We start from the raw sequence: 25217 nt of genomic DNA, 5'->3' as shown, positions 1-25217 counted from the left end.
ACGATAGAGATGAAGATCAGGTGGCGTCGACCGCCGGAATGGCAAGCGTCACGTGTCGGCGCGCGCCGCGTCCAGCACGCGCAGCGACACGCGCTCGGCGCCGCCCCAGCGGTCGATGCCGAGGCAGCCCGCGACATGGATGCGCGCGCCCCGGCTCGCGAGCAGCGCCCGGCCGAGCTCAGTGTCGCCGGCGCGAAACGCCATGGCCCCGACCGACGCGCCGTCGCCCGCCCTGAGACGCAGGCGGACATGGCCCTGGCCGACGACATCCGCCGAGGCGACCGTATGCCCGGCGAAAGCCAGAATGGGCTCGGGAGCGCCCGAGCCGAACGGACCCGCGCGGTCAAGTTCCCGCACCAGGTCGGGCGTCGCCGCGGCCGCCGTCAGCGCCGCGTCGATCGACAGCGCGCGCTCGGCCCGCGCGGCCCGCACCGAGGTCCCCAGCCGCGCCTCGAGAAAGGCGCGGAACGCGCCGAGCCGGGCCGCCTCGATCGTCACGCCGGCGGCCATCGCATGTCCGCCGCCTTTGACCAGCACGCCCTCATCGACCGCGGCGCGGACCGCCGCGCCCAGATCAACGCCCGGCACGGAACGCCCGGAGCCCGTGCCGACGCCGTCGGGGCCGAAGGCGATGGCGAAGGCCGGGCGGCGGCATTTCTCCTTCAGGCGCGCGGCCACGAGGCCGACGACGCCCGGGTGCCAGCCCTCCCCCGAGACGACCAGGACGGACGCGCCCTCCCCGTCGAGTCCGAGCGACGCGTTCGCCTCGGCCTCGGCCTCGAGCAGAGTCGCGCGTTCGATGGCCTGACGCTCCCCGTTCAGGCGGTCGAGTTCGGCCGCGATCGCCTGCGCCTCCGTCTCGTCGTCCGACAGCATCAGGCGGCAGCCGAGGCCGGCGTCGCCGATGCGGCCGCCGGCGTTGATGCGCGGGCCGAGCAGGAAGCCGAGGTGGTAGGGCGTGGGCGGACCGTCGAGCCGGGCGGCGTCCATCAGCGCGCGGAGGCCGATCCGGCCGCGGCCGCGCAGCGCGATCAGCCCCTTCGCCACGAAGGCGCGGTTGAGTCCCACGAGGGGAACGACGTCGGCCACCGTGCCGAGCGCGACAAGGTCGAGGGTCGCGAGCAGATCCGGCTCCCCTCCCCGCGCCGCCCAGAAGCCGCGTCGGCGAAGCTCGCGGGCGGTCGCGACGAGGACCATGAAGGACACGCCGCAGGCGGCGAGATGGCCGAGGCCCGACAGATCGTCCTGCCGGTTCGGGTTCACCACCGCCGTCGCCTCGGGAAGCGCCTCGCCGACCTGGTGGTGGTCGATCACCAGGACGTCGAGGCCGCGTCCACGGGCATGGGCGAGGGCCGCGTGGCTCGTCGAGCCGCAGTCGACGGTGACGAGCAGCGTCGCTCCGCCGTCGGCCAGCATGTCGATCGCGGGACTGTTCGGGCCGTAGCCCTCGAAGATGCGGTCCGGAATGTGCGTTCGGACCGTAGCGCCGGCGTCCCGGAGGAAACCCGCCACGAGGGCCGTCGAGGTCGCGCCGTCGACGTCGTAGTCGCCGAACACCGCGACGTTCTCCGCGCGTTCCGCGGCGTCCGCGAGGCGGGCCCCGGCGGCTTCCATGTCGGCCAGGACGTCGGGGTCCGGCATCAGGCCGCGGATGGAAGGGTCGAGATGGGCGGCGACGGACGCGCTGGTCACCCCGCGGCCGGCGAGCACCCGCGCCAGACGGTCGCTCAGGCCATGGTCCCGGACGATCTCCGCGGCGACCGCCCTGCCCCGCAGATCGAGCCGGTCGCGCCACGCCCGTCCCGTGAAGGACGCCTCAACGCCGAGGAAGCAGTCGGGCGCGGCAGGCCTGAGCAGCGCCGCGACGCTCACGGCGCGGCCTCCGGCTGACAAGCGAATCGGGGCCGCGGGCTCATCCTTCAGGCGTAGCCGAGCGTCGCGGGTCTGGCCATGGCGCGGCGCAGAGATCTGTGGAGCGTGGCCGGCTCGGCGCGCGACGGAAGCGCGCGCGGCCTCAGCCGAGGCGGAACTTCTCCAGCGACCGGTGCTCGGCGCGAATGCGGCGCGTGGTTCCGGTGGAGGAGCGCATCACCAGCGTCTCCGTCACGATCTCGTCGGGCCCGAAGACCACGCCGGACAGGAGCCTTCCGTCGGTCACGCCGGTCGCCGCGAAGATCACGTCGCCGCGCGCCATGTCGTCCACGCGGTAGATCCGCGAAGGGTCGCTGACGCCGAACGCCGCCGCCTTGCGGCGACGCTCATCGGTGTCGAGAACGAGCCTGCTCTGCATGCGCCCGCCGATGCACTTCAGGGCTGCGGCGGCGAGGACCCCCTCGGGCGCCCGCCCGATGCCGAGATAGACGTCGACGCCGGTCTCGAACGGGTTCGTAGCGTCGATCACGCCGGCGATGTCGCCGTCCGTGATCAGACGGATCGCGGCGCCGCTCGCCCGGATCGCCTCGATCAGCTTCGCATGGCGCGGACGATCGAGGACGCAGGCCGTGATCTCCTCGACGCCCACCCCCTTCGCGCGCGCCAGCCTGCGGATGTTCTCCTCCGGGGGCGCGGCCAGATCGACCGTGTCGTCCGCATATTGCGGGCCGATCGCGATCTTCTCCATGTAGACGTCCGGCGCGTTGAGCAGCGTGCCGGGCTCCGCGATCGCGATGACGGAAATGGCGTTCGGCTGCGCCTTGGCGCATAGCGTGACGCCCTCCAGGGGATCGAGCGCGATGTCGACGCGCGGCCCGCTGCGATCCCCGACCTCCTCGCCGATGAACAGCATCGGCGCGTGGTCGCGTCCGCCCTCCCCGATAACGATGGTGCCGTGAATGGCGAGATTGTTGAGTTCGCGCCGCATCGCGTCGACGGCGGCCTGGTCGGCCGCCATCTCGTCGCCTCGCCCTCTGAGTCGCGCCGCCGCGACCGCCGCGCGCTCCGTGACTCGGACGATCTCGATCGTCAGCGATCTGTCGATCACCTCGCCCGCCGACACGGTGGGCGGCGGCTCGGCGGTCGCGGCGACGGCGCGGAGCGCCAATCGATCCGGCCGCGCGGGCGATCGTTTGACCGCCGGGGCCTTGCGCTTCACAGCCGGCCGTTTCGCCATGTGACGTTCCCCCGGCCGCCCAGCGGCCCGACGTGTCAGCGTTTCTCGATACGAATCACTTGCGGCGCGCCGTCGATATGACCATCGGCCTCGATGGCGTCCAGTGCCCGGCGCAACGCGGCCTCGTTTGTGGCGTAAGTGATGAGGACGACGGCCACCGGCTCGGGGCTCGGACGGTCGTTGTCGAATTCGCGGCCGCGCTGGACGATGCTCTTAAGCGAGATGCCTTGCTCGGCCATCCGGGTCGCGATCGCGGCGGCGGCGCCCGGGCGATCGATGACCGACAGACGGATGTAATAGCCGCCCTCATGCGTGCCCATCGGCGCCCGCGACGGGGCTGCGAGGCGCGTCGCAGGCACGCCGAAGGTCGGCACGCTCAAGCCGCGGGCGATGTCGACGATGTCGGCGATGACGGCCGACGCGGTGGCGTCGCCGCCGGCGCCCGGGCCCGCGAGCACCAGCGCGCCGACCGCGTCGCCGTCGATCTCGACGGCGTTGGTCACGCCGTCGACCCGCGCGATCGCGCTGTCCTTGGGCAGCATCGACGGATGGACGCGGAGCTCAATCCCGGCGTCCGAGCGCGTCGCCACGCCGAGCAGTTTCACGCGGTAGCCGAGCTCCTCGGCCATCGCGAGGTCGAACGGGGTGATCGACGCGATCCCCTCGACATAGATGCCGTCCGGGTCGGGCTCCACGCCGAAGGCCAGCGTCGCCAGCAAAGCGAGCTTGTGCGCGGTGTCGAAGCCGCCGACGTCGAAGGTCGGATCGGCTTCCGCGTAACCGAGCCGCTGGGCTTCCGCGAGGCAGTCCGCGAAGGCCAGCCGCTCCTTCTCCATACGGGTCAATATGTAGTTGCACGTCCCGTTCAGGATGCCGAAGACGCGGGTGACGCGGTTGGCCGAAAGCCCTTCGCGGAGGATCTTCACCACGGGGACGCCGCCAGCGACCGCGGCCTCGAAGCCGATCGCGACGCCCGCCGCCTCCGCCGCGCGGGCGAGCGCCGCGCCGTGCTTGGCGAGCAGGGCCTTGTTCGCGGTGACCACCGAACGCCCGGCCTCGATCGCGCTCTCCACGCAGGCCTTCGCCGCGCCGTTCGCGCCGCCGATCAGTTCGACGACGAGATCGACGTCCTGGCTGCGGGCGAGCTGGCTCGGGTCCATGTGCCAGGCGACGCCCTCGAGCGGCAGTCCGCGGTCGCGTCCCTTGTCGCGCGCGGACACCGCGGTGACGACGATCGGACGCCCCGCGCGCTCGGCGATCTCGTCGGCCTTGGCGGCGAGAATGCGCACGACCGAGGCGCCGACGGTTCCGAGGCCGGCGACGCCGACCCTGAGAGATTCAGTCATTGGTCGCAGCCTTGGCTGAAAACGCGTTGGGACAGCGTTCTGCGTCCTTCGAGACGCAGCCCTGCGGGCTGCCGCTCAGGATGAGGACCGTGGAGGATGCCAAGCGCCAAGCTCCTCATGCTGAGGAGCCCCGGCAAACAGCCGGGGCGTCTCGAAGCACGCAGCTACGTCGACGCAGCTTTGCTTCCGGTTTTCGGAGCCGCAGCGGAAGCGTGCCAGCCTACCGTGCCGCGGCGAGCGGGACGACGTTGTGCAACGTCTCGTCCGCGGTTTCAAGGAAGCGGCGGATAGAGCGCGCGGCCTGCCGGATGCGGTGCTCGTTCTCGACCAGCGCGATGCGGACATACTCGTCGCCATGCTCGCCGAATCCGATGCCGGGAGCGACGGCGACCGAGGCTTTCTCGACGAGCAGCTTCGAGAATTCGAGGCTGCCGAGCGGCCGGAACTTCTCGGGGATCGGCGCCCAGGCGAACATCGAGGCGCGCGGGCTCGGCACCGGGAAGCCGGCGCGGCCGAACGAGTCGACCATCGTGTCCCGGCGCTTTTTGTAGATCTCCCGCATCTCGACGATGCAGTCGTCGGGGCCGTTCAGCGCCGCCGCGGCCGCCACCTGGATCGGCGTGTAGGCGCCGTAGTCCAGATAGGACTTCACGCGGGCAAGCGCCGCAATGAGCCTCTCATTCCCCACCGCGAAGCCGACGCGCCAGCCCGGCATGGAGTAGGTCTTCGACAACGAGGTGAACTCGACCGCGACGTCCATCGCGCCCGGCACCTGCAGGATCGACGGCGGCGGATTTCCGTCGAAATAGATCTCGGAGTAGGCGAGGTCCGACAGCACGAACAGGTCGTGCTGCTTCGCGAAGCGCACGACGTCCCTGTAGAAATCGAGGTCGGCGACCTCCGCCGTCGGGTTGGAGGGGTAGCAAGTGATGATCGCGATCGGCTTCGGGATCGAGTGCATCACCGCCCGCTCGAGCGCATGGAAGTACTCCGGCCCGGGCGTCGCCGGGACGTTGCGGATCACGCCGCCCGCCATCAGGAAGCCGAAGGCGTGGATCGGGTAGCTCGGGTTCGGCGCGAGCACCACGTCGCCCGGCGCGGTGATGGCCTGCGCCATGTTGGCGAAGCCCTCCTTCGAGCCGAGCGTCGCGACGACCTGCGTCTCCGGGTCGAGCTTCACGCCGAAACGGCGCCCGTAATAGGCAGCCTGCGCGCGGCGAAGGCCCGGGATGCCCTTCGAGGTCGAATAGCGGTTGGTGCGCGGCTTCGTCACCGCCTCGACCAGCTTGGCGTTGATATGCTCCGGAGTGGGCAGGTCCGGATTGCCCATGCCCAGATCGATGATGTCCGCCCCGCCCTTGCGGGCGGCGGCCTTCACGCGGTTCACCTGTTCGAAGACGTAAGGCGGCAGGCGGCGCACGGAATGGAATTCGGACATGGCGGCAGGCTTCGCGTTGGAAGATGAGCGGCCGCCGACGCAGGGCGGGCGCGCCCGGGTCGCCTGGAAATACCCCAAGCGGGCGAAGCGGGCAAACGCCGCGACCGCTCGCGCGATCCGCCCTCGAGGCTGGGTCATTTACCTTTACGTAAGATACCTTTTGACCGGCCCATCCAGTTCGACGAAAAGTCTCGTCACATCTTAAGCGACTTCGTCCGTTTCGTAAGAAGACCTTGGGGAGTCTGCCATGGCGCGCGTCACTTTCGACAAGGGAACTGGCACGCGGCCCTTCGCGGCCCAGTCCAACAACGCAGCGATCTCCAAGATCGAGGGCGGCCTCACCTGGAAGGCCGACTTGAACTTTCCGTATGATGGTCAAGTCATCCTCGAGACCGTAGGCGGCAGCCAGAATGGCAAGGGCGAACCCGTTGGCACGGCGTCCGCCTTTTCCCTCAAGACGCCGGGCGGCGATCTGCTGTTCGCCGTTCAGGGCGTGAACGTGTCGATCAAAGAGCTGCTTGCCGGCGTGCCAAATGGCGGCCCTCACGCCGACTTCTGGCCTCGCCTGTTCGAGGGAGCCGACGTCATGGTTGGTTCAGCCATCGGCCAGGCACTGGGCGGCTACGAGGGGAACGACACCCTCTACGGCCGCGGCGGCAATGATTCTCTTTACGGCGACCGTGGCTCCGACGTTCTGGACGGGGGCGCCGGTTCCGACTTGGCGAGCTTCCGAGGGGGCGACATCTTCAGAGGCGTCATCGACCTCCTAAAAGGCACAGCGATCTTCGGCGACGACGTCGACATCCTGCGTTCGATCGAGAACGTGGAAGGCAGCAACCAGAGCGACGTCATCAAGGGCTCGAACCAGGCCAACATCCTGCGCGGGGGTGCCGGCAAGGACGTCATCTATGGGCGCTCCGGCGACGACACCCTCATGGGCGGCGACCGCGCGGACACGCTCGACGGCGGCAAGGGCTTCGACACGGCCGACTTCAGCGACTGGTCGCACGGCCTGAGCGGCGGCGTGATCAACCTTTCCACCGGTCGCGCGGTCCTGGGCGATTCCTCCTTCCAGCAGACCGACGTCCTGCGCTCGATCGAGTTCGCCGTCGGCACCGACTATAACGACACGATCGTCGGCACCCTGAACGCCAACAAGCTCTGGGGCGGCGACGGCGACGACCAGATCTTCGGCGGCCGCGGCTTTGACACCGTCTATGGCGGCGACGGCGACGACGTTCTCCAGGGCGGCGAAAAAGCCGACACGCTGTTCGGCGACGAAGGCGACGACTATTTGAACGGCGGCAGGCACGACGACATCCTCGAGGGCGGCGTCGGCGACGACGGACTCTACGGCAGCTCCGGACACGACGTGCTGCGCGGCGGCGAGGGCGACGACGTGCTGAACGGCGGTTCCGGCTTCGACACGCTCTCCGGCGGCCTCGGCGAAAACCGCCTGATCGGCGACGCCGGCCACGATGTCTTCCTGATCGGCTCAGGCACGGACTTCGTCTCGACCGGCCGGAACGACGACGTGCTGCGGGTCGTCAACGGCGGCGGAACGGCCGTCGTCAGCGACTTCAACGTCAACGCCGACCGGATCGAGCTCGACGTCGCGGGCAAGACCCTGCCCTCGGTCGACCAGCTCATTTCCTCCGGCCGCCTGACGATCACGGGCGACGCCGAGCACACGCTGCTGACCTTCGGGCAGACGACGATCGACCTCGACAACGTCGCGTTCTCGGGGTTCGACCTCGACCTCATCACGGTCGTCTGAGCCGCCGGCGTTCCAGCGGACGCCGGCCGGCGACCCGCTCGGCGCGCTAGCGCCGCGCGCCGGGCCTTGTCTTGGCCAGCAGTTCGGCCTTGAGGCGCTGCTGCTCGGCCTCGGTCTTCAGCCGGTTCTGATGTCCCGACGGCACGGCGTTGACGTTCGGGTAAGCGACGTCCGCGGGCGGCGGCGGCAGGCCGCGGCGACCATCGGCGCAGCCCTGCAACGCCCAGGCGCCGGTCAGGACGAGCGCCGCGGCAAGACATCGTGACGAGCGAAATGCGGGGGCTGCCAAGGCGGGCTCTCCGGTGAGGCTCTCGCCCGCCAAAGGTCGGGCGTCTTTTTTCCGAGATCGAGACCGCGCGACGCCCGTGGCGCGGCGCGCGCGTTCCGCCTATTGTCACGGGAAGACAGTACGAAGCAACCCGCGGACCGACCGCCGGAACGCCCCTCGTCAACCGCGGGCGCCCACAAGGAAGGAACGCGTCTATGGGCCGCAGCGCCTTGCGCCGCACGCCATCGCCGGCGCGGACGAAACGATCCGCCGAGAGACGCGCGAAGCGCGGAGAAGCCGCCAAGGCTCCGTCGGAGCAGGGGAGCGCCGCAGCTCGCCCGGCCGAGACCGGATCCGAGTCTTCGAAGGCTTCGCGACCCGAGGCCCAGCCTCCCAAAGCGTCGGCGCCCAAGAGGTCGGCGTCCAAGACCTCGGCGTCCAAGATCTCGACGTCCAAGACCGCCGGCCGGTCGAAGGGTGAAACGACGTCGGGCGCCGGCGGAGAGCGGGCGGAGAAGAGCGCGGCGGACGCCCCGAAAACCTCCCGTTCGACGAAGAGCGCTTCAGCGAAGCGCGCGCCGCGCGTCGCCAAAAATCCGGCTCTGGCGTCGGGAAGGCCTGAGACGAAGGCCGACTCCCTCGAGACGCCGACGCGCGCTCAGCCACGCCCGAAGCCGCGGGCCCAGGCGCCAAGCCGCTCCGCCGCGGCGCCGGTCGGCCGGGAGACCGACCAACCGTCCCCGGCCGCCGCCGCGACCGAATGGGTGAACGCGGCGGCGCAGGCCGCCGCCGAGGTCGAGGCTGCGCGGGCCGACGCGAAGGCGCAGGCTTCAGCCGACGCCAGCAGGGCCGCGGCGTCGGACGAGGCCGCTGCCGGGCCCAATGGGGCCGAGCGCGACCCGCAGTCCGAAAATCATTTCGTCAGTCCCGACGTCGAGCGCTTCGCGGCCAACATGGCGCGGCTCTGGGAGGCCGGAGGCCGGGCGCTGTCGGCCTACGCCCGTCCCCGCGAGGAGGGCGTCCGGCCCGCCGCCGACACCTCGGAGATCGCCGACATCGCCAAGACGCTCGGTCAGGTCGTCGAACGCTGGGCGTCGGACCCCACGCGCGTCGCGAGGGCGCAGAGCGCCTACGCGGGAGGCTTCCTCGACCTGTGGGCCAGGACGCTGAAGCGCCTGAGCGGCGAGGACGCCGAGCCGATGATCGCGGCCGACCCGCGGGACGGACGCTTCAAGGATCCGGAGTGGACCGCCCACCCGGTCTTCGACTTTCTGAGGCAGGCCTATCTGCACTCTGCGCAATGGGCGGAGCAGATGGTCGAAGACGCAGAGGGCCTCGACCCCCACGTCCGCCACAAGGCCAATTTCTACGTCAAGCTGCTGTCGAACGCGGTCTCGCCGTCCAACTTCGTGCCGACGAATCCCGAGCTGATCCGCGAGACCTTCGCCCAGAAAGGCGAGAACCTGGTGCGTGGCATGCGGATGCTCGCCGAGGACATCGAGTTCGGCCGCGGCGATCTGCGCATCCGCCAGACGGACCGGACGGGCTTCGAGGTCGGCAAGAACCTCGCCACCACGCCGGGCAAGGTCATCTTCCGCAACGAGCTGTTCGAACTGATCCAGTACGCGCCGTCGACGGAAATGGTCCGCACCCGCCCGGTGCTGATCGTGCCGCCCTGGATCAACAAGTTCTACATCCTCGATCTCAACCCTGAGAAAAGCCTGATCAAATGGTGCGTCGACCAGGGGCTCACGATCTTCTGCGTGTCCTGGGTCAATCCGGACCGCTCGCACGCCCAGCTCAGCTTCGACGACTACATGCGCGACGGGATCATGAAGGCGATCGACGTCGCGCGTGAGGCGTCGGGGACGGAGCAGGTCGACGCGATCGGTTATTGCGTCGGCGGCACGCTGCTCGCCGTCACCCTCGCCTATATGGCGGCGAAAGGCGACGACCGGATCGCGAGCGCGACCTTCTTCACCACCCAGGTCGACTTCACCCATGCCGGCGACCTGAAGGTGTTCGTCGACGAGGAGCAGATCGCCGCGGTCGAGCAGAAGATGGCGCACAACGGCTATCTCGAGGGCTCCAGCATGGCGAACGCCTTCAACATGCTGCGCTCGAACGACCTGATCTTCCCTTACATCGTCAACAACTACCTCAAGGGCAAAGCGCCCTTCCCGTTCGATCTGCTGTACTGGAACTCGGACGCCACGCGCATGCCGGCCGCGAACCATTCGTTCTACCTGCGCAGCTGCTATCTGAACAACGAGCTCGCGCAGGGCCGGATGGAGATCCTCGGCGAGAGGCTCGACCTCAAGAAGGTCAGGGTCCCGGTCTATCAGCTCGCGACGCGGGAGGACCACATCGCGCCGCCCCGGTCGGTGTTCGAAGGCTCGCGGCTGTTCGGCGGCCCCGTCCGCTTCGTGCTGGCCGGATCAGGCCACATCGCCGGCGTCGTCAATCCGCCGGCGAGGGTCAAGTACCAGCACTGGGTCGGCGACGCGCCGTCCGGCGAGCTCGCCGACTGGATCGCGGCGGCCGAGGAGAAGCCGGGCTCGTGGTGGCCCGACTGGCGCGCCTGGCTCGCCGCGTCCGACGCCACCATGGTCGCGGCCCGGACGCCGGGGGACGGACCTTATCCCGCGATCGAAGACGCGCCGGGCTCCTATGTGAAGGTCCGGGTGTAGCGGCCGCGAGATCGAAACCGCCTCGCTTTGTCGCGAGAGGTCCCGCTCGTCATCCCGGGCTTGTCCCGGGATCCATTTCCGGCGACGGCGCCAAGCCCTTCGATACGCGGCGGAAATGGGTTCCGGGACAAGCCCGGAACGACGACGGATGTGACCGTCCGGCGGTTCCGCCCCCGGCTGTCCGCCGGCAGATCTCACGGAAACAGCGGCAGCTGCCCCAGCCCCTCGGTCTCCGGAAACCCGCAGATCAGGTTCATGTTCTGAACCGCCTGCCCCGAGGCCCCTTTCACCAGATTGTCGAGCGTCGCGATCACGATCGCCCGGTCCGGCCCGCGGTCGGCGACGACGCCGAGCTGGGCGTGGTTCGAGCCGCGCACATGGCGCGATTGCGGAACCTTGCCGAAGGGCAGCACGGCGACGAACGGTTCGCCCGCATAGGTCTCGGCGAGCGCCGCGTGGACGGACTCGGCGGTCGCGCCCGCCGACAGCGTCACGGTGATCGTGGCGTAGATGCCCCGGTTCATCGGGATCAGCAGCGGCGTGAAGGTCGCGCGCGCCTCGCGACCCGCGGCCCTGTCGAACTCCTGGTCGAGCTCGGAGGTGTGGCGGTGCTTGCCGACGCCATAGGCGTGAACGCCTTCGGAGACCTCGGAGAACAGCATCTCCTCCTTCGCGGCCCGCCCTGCCCCGGACATGCCCGTCGCCGACACGATCACGATCGAAGCCGGATCGATCAGCCGGCGCGCAAGCAAAGGCGCGACCGGGAGGATCGAGGTCGTGGAGTGGCAGCCGGGATTGGCGACGAGCCGCGCGGACGCGATCGCATCCCGGTTGAGCTCGACGAGGCCGAACGCCGCCTCGCTTTGCAGCTCCAGCGCCTGGTGCGAGTGGCCGTACCACTGCTCATAGGCGGCAGGGTCGCGCAGCCGGAAGTCGGCGGAGAGGTCGACGACCTTGATCGTCGGCTTCCGCGCGAACAGATCGGCGATCACGCCTTGCGTCGTGCCGTGCGGCAGCGCGCAGAAGACGAGGTCGACGGCCGCGAGATCGACCTCCGCGATCGTCGTCAGCCGCGGCAGGTCTATGCCTGCGAATTGCGGGAACACGTCCGCCATCGCCTGCCCCGCCTTGCGGTCGGCGGTGAGCGCCACGATCCGCACGCGCGGATGGCGCAGCAGCAAACGCACGAGTTCGGCGCCGGTGTAGCCGGAGGCTCCGAGGATCGCGACGTTGATGGGGTCAGTCATCGAATCTTGCTCAGGTCTAAATCGCGTTTACTCGTTGGCCGCCTGCGAACTCGCGTTGGTCTTAGGGTAGGACGTGCGCAACACCGATCACTCGCTTCTCCCATAAGCGGAACGTTTTTGCCTTGCGAAGCGCATCGGCCGCCTGTGAACCCATCAGGAAAACAAATCCAACGCGTCTCGTCTCGCCCGGAACCATTTCGTACTCGAGAAGGGGATAGCCGCTCCAACTTTCAACGCTGTCATCGCTCTGACAGGGACAGAACCAGCCGAAGCCAATCGCAGCTTCCCGACCGCCCTCGCTACCAGACAAGAGCCGCAGGTCCACCGTGAGATCAGGCGTTTGTGTCTCAAGCCGCGATCTCAGAAAAGCAAGGTGGCTCACCCTATCTGCACCACGACGCGGCCGCGGACCTTGCCTTCGACGATCTTGTGCGCCGTCGGGATGATGTCGTCGAAGCCGATCGTCGTCGTGATAGCCCGCAGCTTGTCCGCGTCGAGATCCTTCGCAAGCCTGTCCCACGCCTCGATGCGGATCGGCTTCGGCACGGTCACGCTGTTGATGCCGAGCAGCGAGACGCCGCGCAGGATAAAGGGCGCGACCGTCGTCGGCAGGTCCATGCCGGCGGCGAGACCGCAGGCCGCCACCGCGCCGCCCGACATGGTCTGCGCCAGCGCGTTCGCGAGCGGCACCGAGCCGACAGAGTCCACCACGGCGGCGAAGCGCTCCTTCTGCAGCGGCTTGCCGGGGACGGCGAGCTCCTCGCGCGACATGATCTCGCTCGCGCCGAGCTGCTTCAGATAGTCCGCCTCCTCCGGCCGCCCGGTCGAGGCCACGACCTCGTGGCCGAGCTTGGCGAGTATCGCGACCGCGACCGAGCCGACGCCGCCGGCCGCCCCGGTCACCAGAACGGGACCGCGTCCGGGCGTCAGGCCGTGGCGCTCGAGCGCCATGACGCAGAGCATGGACGTGTATCCCGCGGTGCCGATCGCCATGGCGTCGGCGGGCGCGATCCCCTTCGGCAGCGGCACCAGCCAGTCGCCCTTCACCCGCGCGATCTCGGCGTAGCCGCCGAGATGGCTCTCGCCGACGCCCCAGCCGTTCAGGACGACCGCGTCGCCGACGGCGAACTCCGGATTGGTCGAGGCCGACACCGTGCCCACGAAGTCGATGCCCGGAATCATCGGATAGCGGCGCACGATCGGGGACTTGCCGGTGATGGCGAGGCCATCCTTGTAGTTCACCGTCGAATGCGAGATCCGCACGACGACGTCGCCCTCCATCAACTCGGACTCGGGGAAGTCGACCGCAGCCACGGTCTGGCCGTTGTCGCCTTTGTCGATGCGCAGGGCGCGGAACGAGGACATGAAGGCTCCCATGTGGGGTTCGTGACGCAGGGCGTGTTCGCGTCGAAGGGCTTGGCGCTAGATAGAGCCGCCGGACGGTTTCGTCATCCCGGAAGACCGCGGGGGGCGCGACGAAGCGGGGAGCCCACCGCGACCCATCAGGCGGAGGCGAGGCGCGCCACAGGTCGCTCGCGGATCGGCAGATTGACGAGGCCCGACATGATGCTGAGCCCGATCGCGAGCTTCCAGACGAGGTCGTAATTGCCGGTCGCTTCGTAGACGACGCCGCCGAGCCAGACGCCGATGAACGAGCCGATCTGGTGGCTGAGGAAGACGATTCCATAGAGCATCGTCATGTAGCGCGCGCCGAACATGGTCGCGACCAGGCCGGAGGTCGGCGGGATCGTGGACAGCCAGAGCAGTCCGATGCCGGCGCCGAACAGCAGCGCGCTGGTCGACGTCACGGGCGTGAACACGAAGCCTGTGATCAGCACCGCGCGCGCGAAATAGATCGCGGCCAGGATGTGCCGCTTCGGGAGCCGCCCCGAAAGCGCCCCCGACGAGAGCGAGCCGACGATGTTGAACAGCCCGATCAGCGCGAGCGTCCAGCCGCCGATCGCGACCGATACGCCGTTGTCGATCAGGAACGGCGGGAGATGGGCCGTGACGAAGGCGAGGTGGAAGCCGCAGGTGAAGAAGCCGGTCAACAGCAGCCAGTAGCTCGGCGTCGAAAAGGCCTCGCCGAGCGCCTGGCCCAGCGTCTGGTCGGCGCCGACCGCCTTCTGCGCGTCCGACGTGGCCTTCGGGGTCGCGAGGGCGAGCGACAGCGGCAGCACGAGCAGCATCAGGGCGGCGAAGATCAGAAGCGTGGTTTGCCAGCCGACCGACGCGATCAGGGTCGCCGCAAGCGGCGTGAACAGGAACTGCCCGAACGATCCCGCCGCGGTCGCGAAGCCGAAGCCCATCGTCCGCCACTCGGGCGGTAGCAGCTTCCCGAACGCGCCGATCACGATCGAGAACGACGCGCCGGACAGCGCGAAGCCGACGAACGCGCCGGCGCTGATGTGCATCGCGCCCGGCGTCGTCGAAAACGGCATCAAAGCGAGGCCGGCGGCGTACAGCAGGCCGCCGGCCGCCAGCACGGGCCGCGCCCCGAACCTGTCCGCCACCGCGCCCGCGAAAGGCTGGCCGATGCCCCACAGCAGGTTCTGGATCGCGAAGGACATCGCGAAGACGTCCCGGCCCCAGCCGTTGGCGTCGGAGATCGGCGTCAGGAACAGGCCGGACGTCGCGCGCGGCCCAAAAGTGAGGCAGGCGATCGCGCATCCGCAGAGGATGACGAGAAGCGGAGCGCGGGACGCGCCGGAGGATCTGTCCAAGCTGCTCACGACGCCTCGGCCCTGCAATCACACTGAACCGCCAGTTTAGCCGATCGCTCGCGCGGCGTTCATGAAACGTGGTGATCCCACGCATCGCCGGCGGGAATGAGCGAATGCGGCGCGATCAGGACGAGGATGACATTTTCACGTCACGGGCCTTCAAATTCGGCGCCGTGCGCATTATCATAGTTATGCTCGAAATGAGCATAATGTCCCGGTTGATCTTTGGAGGACGCCATGTCCCCACTCGCCGCGCTCTCTCAGCCCTTCGTCCCGGAGGCGCTGCCCAGTCCGCGCCGGCATCCGCCGGTGGCGATGCCGTCGCTCGAATGGACCCCCGAGGTCCAGGCGGCGACCGCGCACCTGTACGACCGGGTGAAGACCGTCATCCCGCCGGTCGAGTGGCCGTTCTTCGCGCCCTACGTCAAGGCGATCAACGAGCTGAAGCGCGTGCGCAACGCCGTGATCCTGGCGCACAACTACCAGACGCCGGAGATCTACAATTGCGTGGCCGACGTCGTCGGCGACAGCTTCCAGCTCGCCCGGGAGGCGACCAAGACCGACGCCGACGTGATCGTCCAGTGCGGCGTCCACTTCATGGCCGAGACGTCGAAGATCCTCAATCCCGACAAGACCGTGCTGATCCCGGACAGCCGCGCCGGCTGCTCGCTCGCGACGTCGATCACCGCGGCCGACGTGCGCGAGCTGCGCCGCCGCCATCCCGGCGTGCCGGTCGCGGTGTACGTGAACACCACGGCCGAGGTGAAGGCCGAGGCCGACATCTGCCTCACCTCCGGAAACGCGGTGCAGGTGGTCGAGTCGCTCGAGTCCCCCGAGGTCATGGTGCTGCCGGACCAGTATCTCGCGATGTGGATCGCCTCCCAGACCAAGGTGAAGATCATCTCCTGGCACGGCGCCTGCGAGGTGCATGAGCGCTTCACCGCGGGCGAGCTGCGCGCCTATCGCGAGGCCGACCCCGGAATCGTCATTCTCGCGCATCCGGAATGCCCTCCGGACGTTCTCGCGGAGGCCGACTTCACCGGCTCGACGGCGAAGCTCGCGGACTATGTGAAGCTGCGGAAGCCGAAGAAGGTCGTCATGGTCACGGAGTGCTCCATGGCCGACAACGTCATGGCGGAGGCTCCTGAGACCGAGTTCGTCAAGCCGTGCAACCTCTGCCCGCACATGAAGCGGATCACGCTGCCGAAGATCCTCGAGTCGCTCGTGCACATGCGCGACGAGGTGATCGTCGATCCCGCGGTCGCGGAGCGCGCGCGCGCGAGCGTGGAGCGCATGGTCAATCTCAAGATCTGAGCCGCGCCCCATACGGTGAACCGTCGTCCCGGCCGAGCGAAGCGAGAGCCGGGATCGTCTGACGAGAAGCGCTTCGTTTCTGACGATCCCGCCTGCTCGCGGCGCCGCCGCCCAGACCGGGAGGACGAGTGATCCCGATGACCGAACATCTTGAACCCGTGACGTCCGACGACCTCGCCCCGCTCTCCTGGCGCGGCGTCGACGACGTCGTGATCGTGGGCGGCGGGCTCGCCGGCCTGTTCACGGCGCTGAAGCTGAGCCCGCGGCCGGTGACCATCGTCGCGGCGGCGCCGCTCGGCGACGGCGCCTCCTCGGCCTGGGCGCAGGGCGGGATCGCGGCGGCGGTCGGGCTTGGCGACAGTGCGGAATCGCACGCCGCCGACACGATCGCGGCCGGCGCCGGCATCGTCGACGAGGAGATCGCGAGGCTCATGGCGCGCGAGGCGCCGGCGCGCATCGCGGACCTCTTGTCTTACGGCGTGCCGTTCGACCGCGACCTTGAGGGCAAGCTTCTGCTGTCACGCGAAGCGGCGCATTCCGAGAGGCGCATCGTGCGCGTGAACGGCGATCTCGCCGGCCGCGCGATCATGGGCGCGCTGGTGGCGGCCGTCCGCCGCACGCCCTCGATCCGCGTGCTCGAAGGGCTGGTCGCCGAAAACCTGATCCTCGAAGGCCGCTTCGTCACCGGCGTCACCGCGCGGGCCGCCGGCGCGCCGCGCGCCCGGCCGGTCCAGATCTTCGGCCGCGCGGTCGTTCTGGCCTCGGGCGGGATCGGGCATCTCTACGCCGTCACCACCAATCCGGTCGAAGCGAGCGGCGGCGGGCTCGCCATGGCGGCCCGCGCCGGCGCGACGCTCGCCGACCTCGAATTCGTGCAGTTTCACCCGACCGCGCTCGCGGTCGGCCGTGATCCCGCCCCGCTCGCGACCGAAGCGCTGCGGGGCGAAGGCGCCGTCCTGGTCGACCGGCAGGGGCGCCGGATCATGGAGGGCGTGCATCCGGACCTCGACCTCGCGCCGCGCGACATCGTCGCCCGCGCCGTCTATGAGGCGGCGCGATCGGGCGGAGCCTTCCTCGACGCCCGCGACAGCGTCGGCGAGCGCTTCGCGACCCGCTTCCCGACCGTCTACGCGGCCTGCCGCGAAGCGGGCGTCGACCCTGTCCGTGAGGCGATCCCGGTCGCGCCGGCCGCGCACTACCACATGGGCGGCGTCTATGTGGACGCCAACGGACGGTCCTCGCTCGACGGCCTCTGGGCGTGCGGCGAGACTGCATCCACGGGCGCGCATGGCGCGAACCGGCTCGCCTCGAATTCGCTGCTCGAGGCCGTCGTCTTCGGGGCCCGCATCGCCGAGGACATCGCGGGCCTCGTGCCCGCCGCCCCGCCCGCCGCCCGCGCCGCGACCTCGAGCTTCGCGGGCGTCGGCTCGCCCTCCGACGAGGCGGCGATCGCGACGCTTCGCCGGGCGATGACCGATCAGGTCGGGGTGGTGCGCGACGCCGGCCGCATGGCCCGCGCGGTCGAAGGCATCGACCGCATACGCCGAGGCGCGCGCTCGGTCGACGTCGCGAACATGGCGACGGCTGCGCTGCTGATCGCGGTCGCGGCCGAGCGGCGGAAGGAAAGCCGCGGCGGCCACTTCCGCTCGGACTTCAATGCGCCGCGCGAGGAGCTGCGGCGGCGCTCGACTCTCACCCTGGACGACGCCCTGGCGGGGCTGCCGGCTCCGGCGGAAGAGCGCGCCGCCTCGTGACGCCCTCTCCGCTCGATCCGCTCTCCGTCCGCCGCGCCGTCGAGGCCGCGCTCGCGGAAGATCTCGGCCGCGCCGGCGACGTGACGAGCGCGGCGACGATCCCCGCGGAGGCGCGAGCGACCGCGGCGATCGTGGCGCGCGCAGCCGGCCGGCTCGCCGGGATCCAGCTCGCGGAAGCGGCTTTCGCCGCGCTCGATCCGGACGTGAGCTTCAAAGCCGAGCTCGCCGACGGCGCCCGGCTCGCGCCCGGCTCGGTCGTCGCCCGAATCGAGGGGCCGGCGCGCGCCGTCCTGTCGTCCGAGCGCGTGGCGCTGAACTTCCTCGGCCATCTCTCGGGCGTCGCGACGGCGACCGCGGCCTATGCCGATCTGATCGCCCACACGCAGGCGAAGATCTGCTGCACCCGCAAGACGACGCCGGGCTTGCGCGTGTTCGAGAAATACGCGGTGCGGTGCGGCGGCGGCGCGAATCACCGCTTCGGCCTCGACGACGCGATCCTGATCAAGGACAACCACATCGCGATCGCCGGCGGGATCGAGCCGGCGCTGCGCGCGGCGAAGGCCGCGGCCGGCCATCTCGTGAAGATCGAGATCGAGGTCGACACGCTCGACCAGCTCGACCGCGTGATCGCCGAAGGCGCCGACGTCGTGCTGCTCGACAATATGGGGCCGGAGATGCTGCGCGAGGCGGTGGCGCGCGTCGCCGGGCGGATGCGGACGGAGGCCTCCGGCAATGTCTCGCTGGAGACCGTCGTGGCGATCGCGGAGACCGGCGTCGACCTGATCTCCGTCGGCCGCATCACGCATTCCGCGCCGACGCTCGATCTCGGGCTCGACATCGAGATCGCCTAGGGCGCGTCGGGAGACCTGTCAGCGGCCGGGCGGAAGATCGACCAGCCGGTGGCGTCCGCCAGCCGCGCCAGCGCGATCGTGCCGAGCTGCGAGTTGCCGCGCGTGTTCAGGCCGGGCGACCACACCGCGATCGACGCGCGCCCCGGCACGATCGCCATGATGCCGCCGCCCACGCCGGACTTCCCGGGAAAGCCGACGCGGTAGGCGAAATCGCCCGAGGCGTCGTAATGCCCGCAGGTCAGCATCAGCGCGTTGATGCGCCGCGCGCGCGCGGCCGACACCACGTGCCGGCCGCTTCCGGGATGGACGCCGTCCAGCATCAGGAACCGGCCGGCCTTCGCCAGCTGCCGGCAGTTCATCGCGATCGCGCATTGATGGAAATAGACGCCGAGGGCGAGCTCGACGGCGTGCTCGAGATTGCCGAACGACTTCATATAGTTCGCGAGCGCGGCGTTGCGGAAGCCGGTCGCCCGCTCGGACTGCGCAACCTTGTCGTCGATCACGACGCTGTCGTCCTCGGCGAGGTGGCGCAGAAACTGCAGCAGCTCCCCGATCGTCTCGCGCGGCTGATGGCCAGCGAGATTGACGTCGGCGACCACGATCGCGCCGGCGTTGACGAACGGGTTCCGCGGCACGCCGCTCTCATGCTCGAGCTGGACGATGGAGTTGAAGGCCGTGCCGGACGGCTCGCGGCCGACCCGGCGCCAGAGGCCGTCCCCCACCTTGCCCAGCGCGATCGTGAGCGCGAAGACCTTGGAGATGCTCTGGATCGAGAACAGCGTGTCCGCATCGCCGGCGCAGTGCGTCTCGCCGTCCGCGGTGACGATGGCGATGCCGAACTGATTTGGATCGACCCGCGCGAGGCCCGGAATGTAATCGGCGACGCGGCCGCGGTCCTCGGCGCGCGCCATGTCCGCCGCGATGGTCGCGACGATGCGCGAGAGATCCGTCATGCTCGTCCCCGTCGAGAGATGGCGAGGACGAACCGCCTCGCGGCGCCGAGGATAGCACCGACGGTTCGCGGGTCGCGCAGCCCGCGCGCGACGCGGAGACGCACGGGCCGGGTCGGCGCAGCACGCATTGCGCCGCTCAGGGCGCGATCGACTTGCCCGCGCGCTTTCGCTCCGCCAGCAGCCCGAGATAGACCTGCGCCAGCGTCGCGCCCGCCAGCGCCGTGATCCCCGCATGATCGTAAGGCGGCGAGACCTCGACGATGTCGAAGCCCTTCAGGTTCAGCGCCCCCAGGCGCCTCAGGCAGCTGATGGCGAAGGCCGAGGTCACCCCGCCGCACACGGGCGTGCCCGTGCCGGGGGCGAAGGCGGGATCCAGGCAGTCGATGTCGAAGCTGACATAGACCGGCGCATCCTCGACATGGCCCAGGATACGGCTCGCCGTCGCGAGCGGTCCGAGCTCCTGCGCCAGAAGGCTGTCGACCAGCGAAATCCCGTAATCCGCCGGAGCGTGCGTGCGTATGCCGATCTGGATGGAGCGCTCGGGCAGGATCAGTCCGTCGCGAACGGCGCGCGTGATCATCGTCCCATGGTCGATGCGCGATCCGTCGTCGTCCCATGTGTCCTGATGCGCGTCGAACTGCACCAGGGCGACCGGACGGCCAAGCTTCGCCGTCAACGCCTTGAGGACGGGATAGGTGAGGAAATGATCTCCGCCCAGCGTCAGCAGATGCGCTCCGCCCGCGAGCTTTTCCGCCGCCTGCGCCTCGATCGCCTTCGGCGCCTCGTCGATGCGTCCGTAGTCGAGAGAGCAGTCGCCGGCGTCGACGACGTCGAGCGCCTCGAAGATGTCGAAGCCGAAGGGATAGGCGGGATCGCCGCACATGATCGTGGACGCGTCGCGGATGGCGCGGGGGCCGAAACGGGTTCCCGGACGGTTCGACACGGAGGTGTCAAGCGGGACGCCCCACACCGCGACGTCCGCGCCCTCGGCCGATCGCGCGTAGCGGCGCCGAAGGAACGACGTCGCGCCGGCGTAATTCGCCTCGATCGATTCCCCGAAGCGGCGCGACGAATCGAGCGCGTCGTCGACGGGGCGTGGGCGGAGGGGATCGTGCGCCATGCGAAGTCCTGGTGCCGTGGGTCGCGTCGCGGCGGGCTGACCGCGACGCGCCTGCTTAGCAGGCGCGCGCGCGCGCCGCGACCGTCGCGCCAAAGCGCGCCTTTAGAAGGTATCAGAGCCCCGTTCGGCGACGCATGGGCGGCATGCCCACTGGATCATTGTCTATGCAGGCCCAAGACTCATACACACGTGCAGTTGTAGCGCGCAGGGATCGCATCCTCATGACCGGGACGGACAGCAAGGCTTTCGGAATCGTTCGTCTGCACTTCAGGAGCGACGACTCGTGGGCTGTGGTCCGGCAGCGCTCGGGCGCCATCGTGGTGAAGGACTCCGGCGCGTTGCTGATGCGCCTGAGCCGATCGGAAGCCGAAGCGATCGCGGAGCGCATGTCGGCGGACGCCGCCGCGGAAGGTCTGCGCGCGGCGGAGCCGTCGTCCCGCGGCTGACGCCGAAACGAAAAAAGCGGGCCCGGGGCCCGCTTTCTCCATACGCAGCACCTGAAGATAAGGGAGCGTCAGCGCTTCGAGAACTGGAAGCTGCGGCGGGCCTTGGCGCGGCCGTATTTCTTGCGCTCGACGACGCGGCTGTCCCGGGTGAGGAAACCGCCCTTCTTGAGGACGCCCCGAAGCTCCGGCTCGAAATAGGTCAGCGCCTTCGACAGGCCGTGACGCACGGCGCCCGCCTGGCCGGAGAGGCCGCCGCCGGCGACCGTGACGGTGATGTCGTACTGACCGGAGCGGTTTGCGACGCCGAGCGGCTGCTCGAGGATCATGCGCAGCACGGGCCGAGCGAAATAGACCTCGAGGGGACGCTTGTTGATCAGGACCTTGCCCGAACCCGGGCGGATCCAGACACGGGCGACCGCGTCCTTGCGCTTGCCGGTGGCGTAGGCGCGGCCGAACTGGTCGACCTTCTTGACGTATTTCGGGGCTTCCGGCTGCGAAGAGCCCAGGGCGCCGCCGAGCTCGCCGAGCGACTGGATGTTCTCGGCCATGGTCAGGCGCTCCTGATGTTCTTGCGGTTCAGCGCGCCCACGTCGAGCGACGTCGGCTGCTGGGCCTCATGGGGATGGCTGTCGCCGGCGTAGACCCTGAGGTTGCCGAGCTGTTTGCGGCCAAGCGGCCCGCGCGGAAGCATGCGCTCCACGGCCTTCTCGACCACGCGCTCCGGGAAGCGCCCGTCGAGCACCTGGTGCGCCTTGCGCTCCTTGATGCCGCCGGGATAGCCGGTGTGCCAGTAATAGGTCTTGTTCTCGCGCTTGCGGCCCGTAAAGTGGACCTTGGCCGCGTTGATGACGATGATGTGGTCGCCATCGTCGACATGCGGCGTGAACGTCGCGAGATGTTTGCCGCGGAGACGAAGAGCGATGAGCGACGCGAGCCGGCCGACGACCAGGCCTGCGGCGTCGATCACCACCCACTTCTTCTCCACGTCGGCCGGTTTGGCCACGAAAGAGCGGGCCGGCTGGGGTCGCATGAGATGAGCCTCGATAGAAAAAACGAAGCGCGCGGACGAGGTCCGCGCGACGGGTGGTTGATACCGAATTGCCGCGCGGAACGCAATGCGCGCGTCATGCAAAAAATCATTCATTTTCAATGGCTTATAAAAATGGTATTTTGATACCTCTAATGGAGGCCTAGAGGCGCAGGCGTCTCCGCCGTCGATCGCGCCGCGAGCGACGCTGTCAGGTCCTCGGCGGTATCGAATAGGTCGCGACGACGTGGGCGACCGCCTCGGCCGTCCCCGCCCGCGCGAGCTCGGCCTCCCCGACGGCGAGGCTTCGCCCGATCTTGAGGTAGCGGCAGGTCGCGATCAGGTCGCCCGGCTCCGGGCGGCGCAGGAAGTTGATCGAGAAGTTCGTGGTTACGGCGAGCTTCACCGGGCCGATGGCGCCGAGCAGCGCGACGTAGAGCGCGACGTCGGCCAGCGCCATCATCGACGGGCCGGAGATCGTGCCGCCGGGCCTCAGATGCCGCTCGTGATGGATGAGCCGCATGCGCGCCGTACCGTAGCCGATGTCCTCGACCTCATAGGTCGGTCCGTCCTGCGCGATCTGGGGAAATTCGACCGCGAGAAAGGCGTTGACCTGGTCGAGCGTCAGCCGCGGCGCGCGATCGACGGCGGTGCGTGGCATTTCCGTCATGGTCGCGTCCATTTTGAACGGTCATAGTCCCGAATCTGAAGGCCGCGCTCCGAGTGTGAGAGCGCGGGCTCGGGCGGCCGCCATCAAGCCGCTTCGAGCCGGCCGCGCAACCCCGCGTCGCCGCATGTCTTCCGGAGGACGTCATGCCCATCGCCGCCAAGGCCCAAAGTCTACGCGCCCTCACTCTGGCCCTGCTCGCCGCCGGCGCCTGGACCTTCGCCGCCCCGGCCTTCGCGCAGGACGCGCAGAAGCCGGCGGCCGAGGCGGCGCCCGGCCCGGAGGACGCCGCCGGCGACGTCGAGCCGAAGCAGGTTCCGCTCAACGGCAAGCAAGTCGAGAACTTCATCGCCGCATGGCCGGAATTCGAGACGCTGCGCGAGAAGCTCGCGTCTCAGAATCCGACGGCGAAGGAGCAGGACAAGAACCCCGGCAACCAGCCCGAAAGCGACGAGGCCGAGGTCGGCGAGGCCGAGGACCCGGTCGGCGCGCTCGCGGCCTATCTCGACAAGCCCGAGGCCAAGGACCAGATCGAGGCCATCCTCAAGAAGCACGAGTTCCCGACCTATTCGGATTGGGCGAACGTCGCGCAGTCCGTGCTGCTCGCCTTCGGCGCGAGCGACCCCGACGGCGGCGAGACCGACCTCTCGGCCGAAAAGAACAAGGTGCAGAACGAGATCGAGAACGACGCCGCGCTGTCCGACGACGAGAAGAAGGCGGCGCTGAAGGATCTCGACGAGCAGTTCGCGGCGCTCGAGAGCTTCCAGCCGCTGCCGGGCAACGTCGAGGCGGTCAAGCCCTATCTCGACAAGATCAAGGATCTGTTCGGCGACGACCAGAACGATCCGCAAGAGGCGCCGCAGAAGCCGAACTGAGCTCCGCCCGAGCGGACGGAGCATGACGTCGTATTCCGACGAGCTCCTGCGCCACGTGCTGACGACCGTCCGCACGATCGCCGTCGTGGGCGCCAGTCCCAACCCGGCGCGGCCGAGCCACCGGGTGGCCGTTTATCTCGCGCGCAGCGGCTACCGCGTGTTCGCGGTCAATCCCGGGCATGACGGGTCGACGATCGCCGGCCTGCCCGCGTTTGGCCGGCTCGCCGACATCCCCCATCCGATCGACATGGTCGACGTGTTCCGGTCGAGCCGGCATCTCGCCGGAGTGGTCGAGGAGGCGCTCGCCCTCTCGCCGCGTCCGAAGGTGATCTGGTCCCAGCTCGGCGTGGTCAACGAGGGCGCCGCCGCGCGGGCCGAAGCCGATGGCGTCACCATGATCATGGACCGCTGCCCCGCGATCGAACGCCCGCGGCTTCTCTGAACGAACGCTCGGCCGCCTATTCTGCGGCCTGCGGCAGCCCCTGCCCTGCGGCGGCGGCGCTGCGGTCGCGGGTTGCGCGCTCGCGCAGCAGGGCGGCGTTCGCGACGGCGACGCCGAGAAGCACGACGGCCAGGAACTGGTGGGCGAGGCCGAGCGCGAGCGGCACGACCATCACGAGGGTCGCGACGCCCAGAACGGCCTGCAGCGCGACGATATGGACGAGAGCGATCGCCCGCCGGCTCGCCCTTCGGCAGAACCGCGCGCGGACCACGGCGACGGCGTATCCGATCGTCACGAGCAACAGGAGATAGCCGCCCAGGCGGTGGTTCAGCTGCACGAGGGCCGCGTTGTCGACGAAGTTCTCCCACCACGGCGACGTCGCGAACAGCGTGTCCAGCCCCGGGGCGAAGCCGCCGTCCATCGCCGGCCAGGTGTTGAAGGCGAAGCCTGCGCGCGAGCCCGCCACGAGGCCGCCGAGCAGGATCTGCGCGAAGGTCAGCGCGAGCACGGCGTAGGACCAGGCTCGAAGCCCCGGCGTCAGCAGGCCGTCGTCGCGCCCAAACTGCCGGAGCCGGACGAGGAACGCGACCAGCGTCGACAGAAACAGCAGAGCCAGCCCGAGGTGCAACGTGAGCTTGATCGGCGCGACCGCCGTCATGCCGGGCTGCAGGCCGGACGCGACCATGATCCAGCCGACCGCGCCCTGCGCGCCGAGCAGCAGCCCCATGGCGAACAGGGTCAGCCCCTCGCCCAAGCTGACGCGGCGCGTGACGGCCGCGAAGGCGAGCCCGCCGGCGAAGACCAGCCCGATCAGCCGCCCGAGCTGACGGTGGCCCCATTCCCACCAATAGATGAACTGGAACTCGCCGAGCGACATGCCCTCGTTCAGCAGCTTGTATTGCGGGCTCGCCTGATATTTGGCGAACTCCTCGCCCCAGGCGGCCGCGCCCAGCGGCGGCACGGCGCCCGTCACCGGCTTCCACTCCGTGATGGACAGTCCGGAGCCCGTCAGCCGGGTCGCGCCGCCGACGACCACCATCAACGCCACCAGCGCGAGGGTGATCATCAGCCAGGCGCGGACGAAGCGGCGCGGGGATCGGGCGGCGAGCGGCTGGGACACGAAGGAGCGCCTCCTTGGGCGCGACGTCTTGATCGGACGGGGCCTCACGG

The 25217-nt window shown here is 69.5% G+C and carries 22 protein-coding genes; 8 read left to right on the top strand and 14 right to left on the bottom strand.

The window, feature by feature from the left end:
• Positions 1-48: 48 nt before the first annotated feature.
• The 4 genes from recJ to ACO2RJ_RS04080 form a co-directional block, all read right to left on the bottom strand.
• Positions 49-1872 (bottom strand): single-stranded-DNA-specific exonuclease RecJ, encoded by a 1824-nt coding sequence (gene recJ / locus ACO2RJ_RS04095; RefSeq protein ID WP_423266740.1) that lies wholly within the window; start codon positions 1870-1872, stop codon positions 49-51.
• Between the two features lie 142 nt (positions 1873-2014).
• On the bottom strand, positions 2015-3109 hold the full coding sequence (glpX, locus tag ACO2RJ_RS04090) for a class II fructose-bisphosphatase (protein ID WP_423266739.1): 1095 nt from the start codon (positions 3107-3109) through the stop codon (positions 2015-2017).
• Between the two features lie 35 nt (positions 3110-3144).
• On the bottom strand, positions 3145-4455 hold the full coding sequence (locus ACO2RJ_RS04085; protein ID WP_423266738.1) for a homoserine dehydrogenase: 1311 nt from the start codon (positions 4453-4455) through the stop codon (positions 3145-3147).
• Positions 4456-4675: 220 nt separating this feature from the next.
• Positions 4676-5893 carry an LL-diaminopimelate aminotransferase gene (locus tag ACO2RJ_RS04080; protein ID WP_423266737.1) on the bottom strand — a complete coding sequence of 406 codons (1218 nt, stop codon included), beginning with the start codon at positions 5891-5893 and terminating at the stop codon, positions 4676-4678.
• A 247-nt stretch (positions 5894-6140) separates the two neighbouring features.
• On the opposite strand from ACO2RJ_RS04080, the gene ACO2RJ_RS04075 reads away from it, so the two are divergent.
• Positions 6141-7670 carry a calcium-binding protein gene (locus ACO2RJ_RS04075; RefSeq protein ID WP_423266736.1) on the top strand — a complete coding sequence of 510 codons (1530 nt, stop codon included), beginning with the start codon at positions 6141-6143 and terminating at the stop codon, positions 7668-7670.
• Positions 7671-7716: 46 nt separating this feature from the next.
• On the opposite strand, the gene ACO2RJ_RS04070 is transcribed toward ACO2RJ_RS04075, so the two are convergent.
• Positions 7717-7959 (bottom strand): hypothetical protein, encoded by a 243-nt coding sequence (locus tag ACO2RJ_RS04070; protein ID WP_423266735.1) that lies wholly within the window; start codon positions 7957-7959, stop codon positions 7717-7719.
• A 932-nt stretch (positions 7960-8891) separates the two neighbouring features.
• Between ACO2RJ_RS04070 and phaC the strand changes: the two genes are divergently transcribed.
• Positions 8892-10628: a class I poly(R)-hydroxyalkanoic acid synthase gene (gene phaC / locus ACO2RJ_RS04065; RefSeq protein ID WP_423268906.1), complete on the top strand. Its 1737-nt coding sequence runs from the start codon at positions 8892-8894 to the stop codon at positions 10626-10628.
• Between the two features lie 194 nt (positions 10629-10822).
• Here the strand turns inward: phaC and argC are convergent, their stop codons facing one another.
• From argC to ACO2RJ_RS04050, 3 genes are all read right to left on the bottom strand, one after another.
• Positions 10823-11875 (bottom strand): N-acetyl-gamma-glutamyl-phosphate reductase, encoded by a 1053-nt coding sequence (gene argC / locus ACO2RJ_RS04060; protein WP_423266734.1) that lies wholly within the window; start codon positions 11873-11875, stop codon positions 10823-10825.
• 378 nt (positions 11876-12253) lie between these two features.
• On the bottom strand, positions 12254-13240 hold the full coding sequence (locus tag ACO2RJ_RS04055) for an MDR family oxidoreductase (protein WP_423266733.1): 987 nt from the start codon (positions 13238-13240) through the stop codon (positions 12254-12256).
• A 137-nt stretch (positions 13241-13377) separates the two neighbouring features.
• Complete coding sequence (locus ACO2RJ_RS04050; protein WP_423266732.1) at positions 13378-14598, bottom strand: MFS transporter; 1221 nt, start codon at positions 14596-14598, stop codon at positions 13378-13380.
• Between the two features lie 237 nt (positions 14599-14835).
• On the opposite strand from ACO2RJ_RS04050, the gene nadA reads away from it, so the two are divergent.
• The 3 genes from nadA (at position 14836) to nadC (ending at position 18517) form a co-directional block, all read left to right on the top strand.
• Positions 14836-15912, top strand: a complete 1077-nt coding sequence (gene nadA, locus ACO2RJ_RS04045) for a quinolinate synthase NadA (RefSeq protein WP_423266731.1) — start codon at positions 14836-14838, stop codon at positions 15910-15912.
• Between the two features lie 158 nt (positions 15913-16070).
• Entirely contained in the window at positions 16071-17666 is a 1596-nt protein-coding gene (locus ACO2RJ_RS04040) for an L-aspartate oxidase (RefSeq protein ID WP_423268905.1), read from the top strand.
• Positions 17663-18517 carry a carboxylating nicotinate-nucleotide diphosphorylase gene (gene nadC / locus ACO2RJ_RS04035; protein ID WP_423266730.1) on the top strand — a complete coding sequence of 285 codons (855 nt, stop codon included), beginning with the start codon at positions 17663-17665 and terminating at the stop codon, positions 18515-18517. Before ACO2RJ_RS04040 ends, nadC begins: the two co-directional genes overlap by 4 nt.
• Here nadC and ACO2RJ_RS04030 read toward each other — a convergent pair.
• Positions 18514-19470 carry a glutaminase gene (locus ACO2RJ_RS04030; protein ID WP_423266729.1) on the bottom strand — a complete coding sequence of 319 codons (957 nt, stop codon included), beginning with the start codon at positions 19468-19470 and terminating at the stop codon, positions 18514-18516. The genes nadC and ACO2RJ_RS04030 overlap by 4 nt on opposite strands.
• A 136-nt stretch (positions 19471-19606) precedes the next feature.
• Positions 19607-20590, bottom strand: coding sequence for an agmatinase (gene speB / locus ACO2RJ_RS04025; protein ID WP_423266728.1), 984 nt, complete (start codon positions 20588-20590; stop codon positions 19607-19609).
• A 221-nt stretch (positions 20591-20811) separates the two neighbouring features.
• Between speB and ACO2RJ_RS04020 the strand changes: the two genes are divergently transcribed.
• A complete protein-coding gene (locus ACO2RJ_RS04020) occupies positions 20812-21036 on the top strand; it encodes a hypothetical protein (RefSeq protein WP_423266727.1) in 225 nt (74 codons plus the stop codon).
• A gap of 68 nt (positions 21037-21104) precedes the next feature.
• On the opposite strand, the gene rpsI is transcribed toward ACO2RJ_RS04020, so the two are convergent.
• The 3 genes from rpsI to ACO2RJ_RS04005 form a co-directional block, all read right to left on the bottom strand.
• Complete coding sequence (gene rpsI / locus ACO2RJ_RS04015; RefSeq protein ID WP_423266726.1) at positions 21105-21584, bottom strand: 30S ribosomal protein S9; 480 nt, start codon at positions 21582-21584, stop codon at positions 21105-21107.
• A gap of 2 nt (positions 21585-21586) precedes the next feature.
• Positions 21587-22066 carry a 50S ribosomal protein L13 gene (rplM, locus tag ACO2RJ_RS04010; RefSeq protein ID WP_423266725.1) on the bottom strand — a complete coding sequence of 160 codons (480 nt, stop codon included), beginning with the start codon at positions 22064-22066 and terminating at the stop codon, positions 21587-21589.
• Positions 22067-22274: 208 nt separating this feature from the next.
• Positions 22275-22733, bottom strand: a complete 459-nt coding sequence (locus ACO2RJ_RS04005; RefSeq protein ID WP_423266724.1) for a PaaI family thioesterase — start codon at positions 22731-22733, stop codon at positions 22275-22277.
• Positions 22734-22876: 143 nt separating this feature from the next.
• Between ACO2RJ_RS04005 and ACO2RJ_RS04000 the strand changes: the two genes are divergently transcribed.
• Both ACO2RJ_RS04000 and ACO2RJ_RS03995 read left to right on the top strand, forming a co-directional pair.
• Positions 22877-23605, top strand: coding sequence for a hypothetical protein (locus ACO2RJ_RS04000; protein ID WP_423266723.1), 729 nt, complete (start codon positions 22877-22879; stop codon positions 23603-23605).
• A gap of 22 nt (positions 23606-23627) precedes the next feature.
• Entirely contained in the window at positions 23628-24047 is a 420-nt protein-coding gene (locus tag ACO2RJ_RS03995) for a CoA-binding protein (protein WP_423266722.1), read from the top strand.
• Between the two features lie 16 nt (positions 24048-24063).
• On the opposite strand, the gene ACO2RJ_RS03990 is transcribed toward ACO2RJ_RS03995, so the two are convergent.
• Positions 24064-25113 carry a COX15/CtaA family protein gene (locus tag ACO2RJ_RS03990; RefSeq protein WP_423268904.1) on the bottom strand — a complete coding sequence of 350 codons (1050 nt, stop codon included), beginning with the start codon at positions 25111-25113 and terminating at the stop codon, positions 24064-24066.
• Between the last annotated feature and the right edge of the window lie 104 nt (positions 25114-25217).

This window comes from Hansschlegelia sp. KR7-227 (assembly GCF_049446035.1).
GTDB lineage: Bacteria > Pseudomonadota > Alphaproteobacteria > Rhizobiales > Methylopilaceae > Methylopila.
Note: the sequence above shows the minus strand (reverse complement) of the source record. Positions and strands in the feature narration are given on the sequence as shown.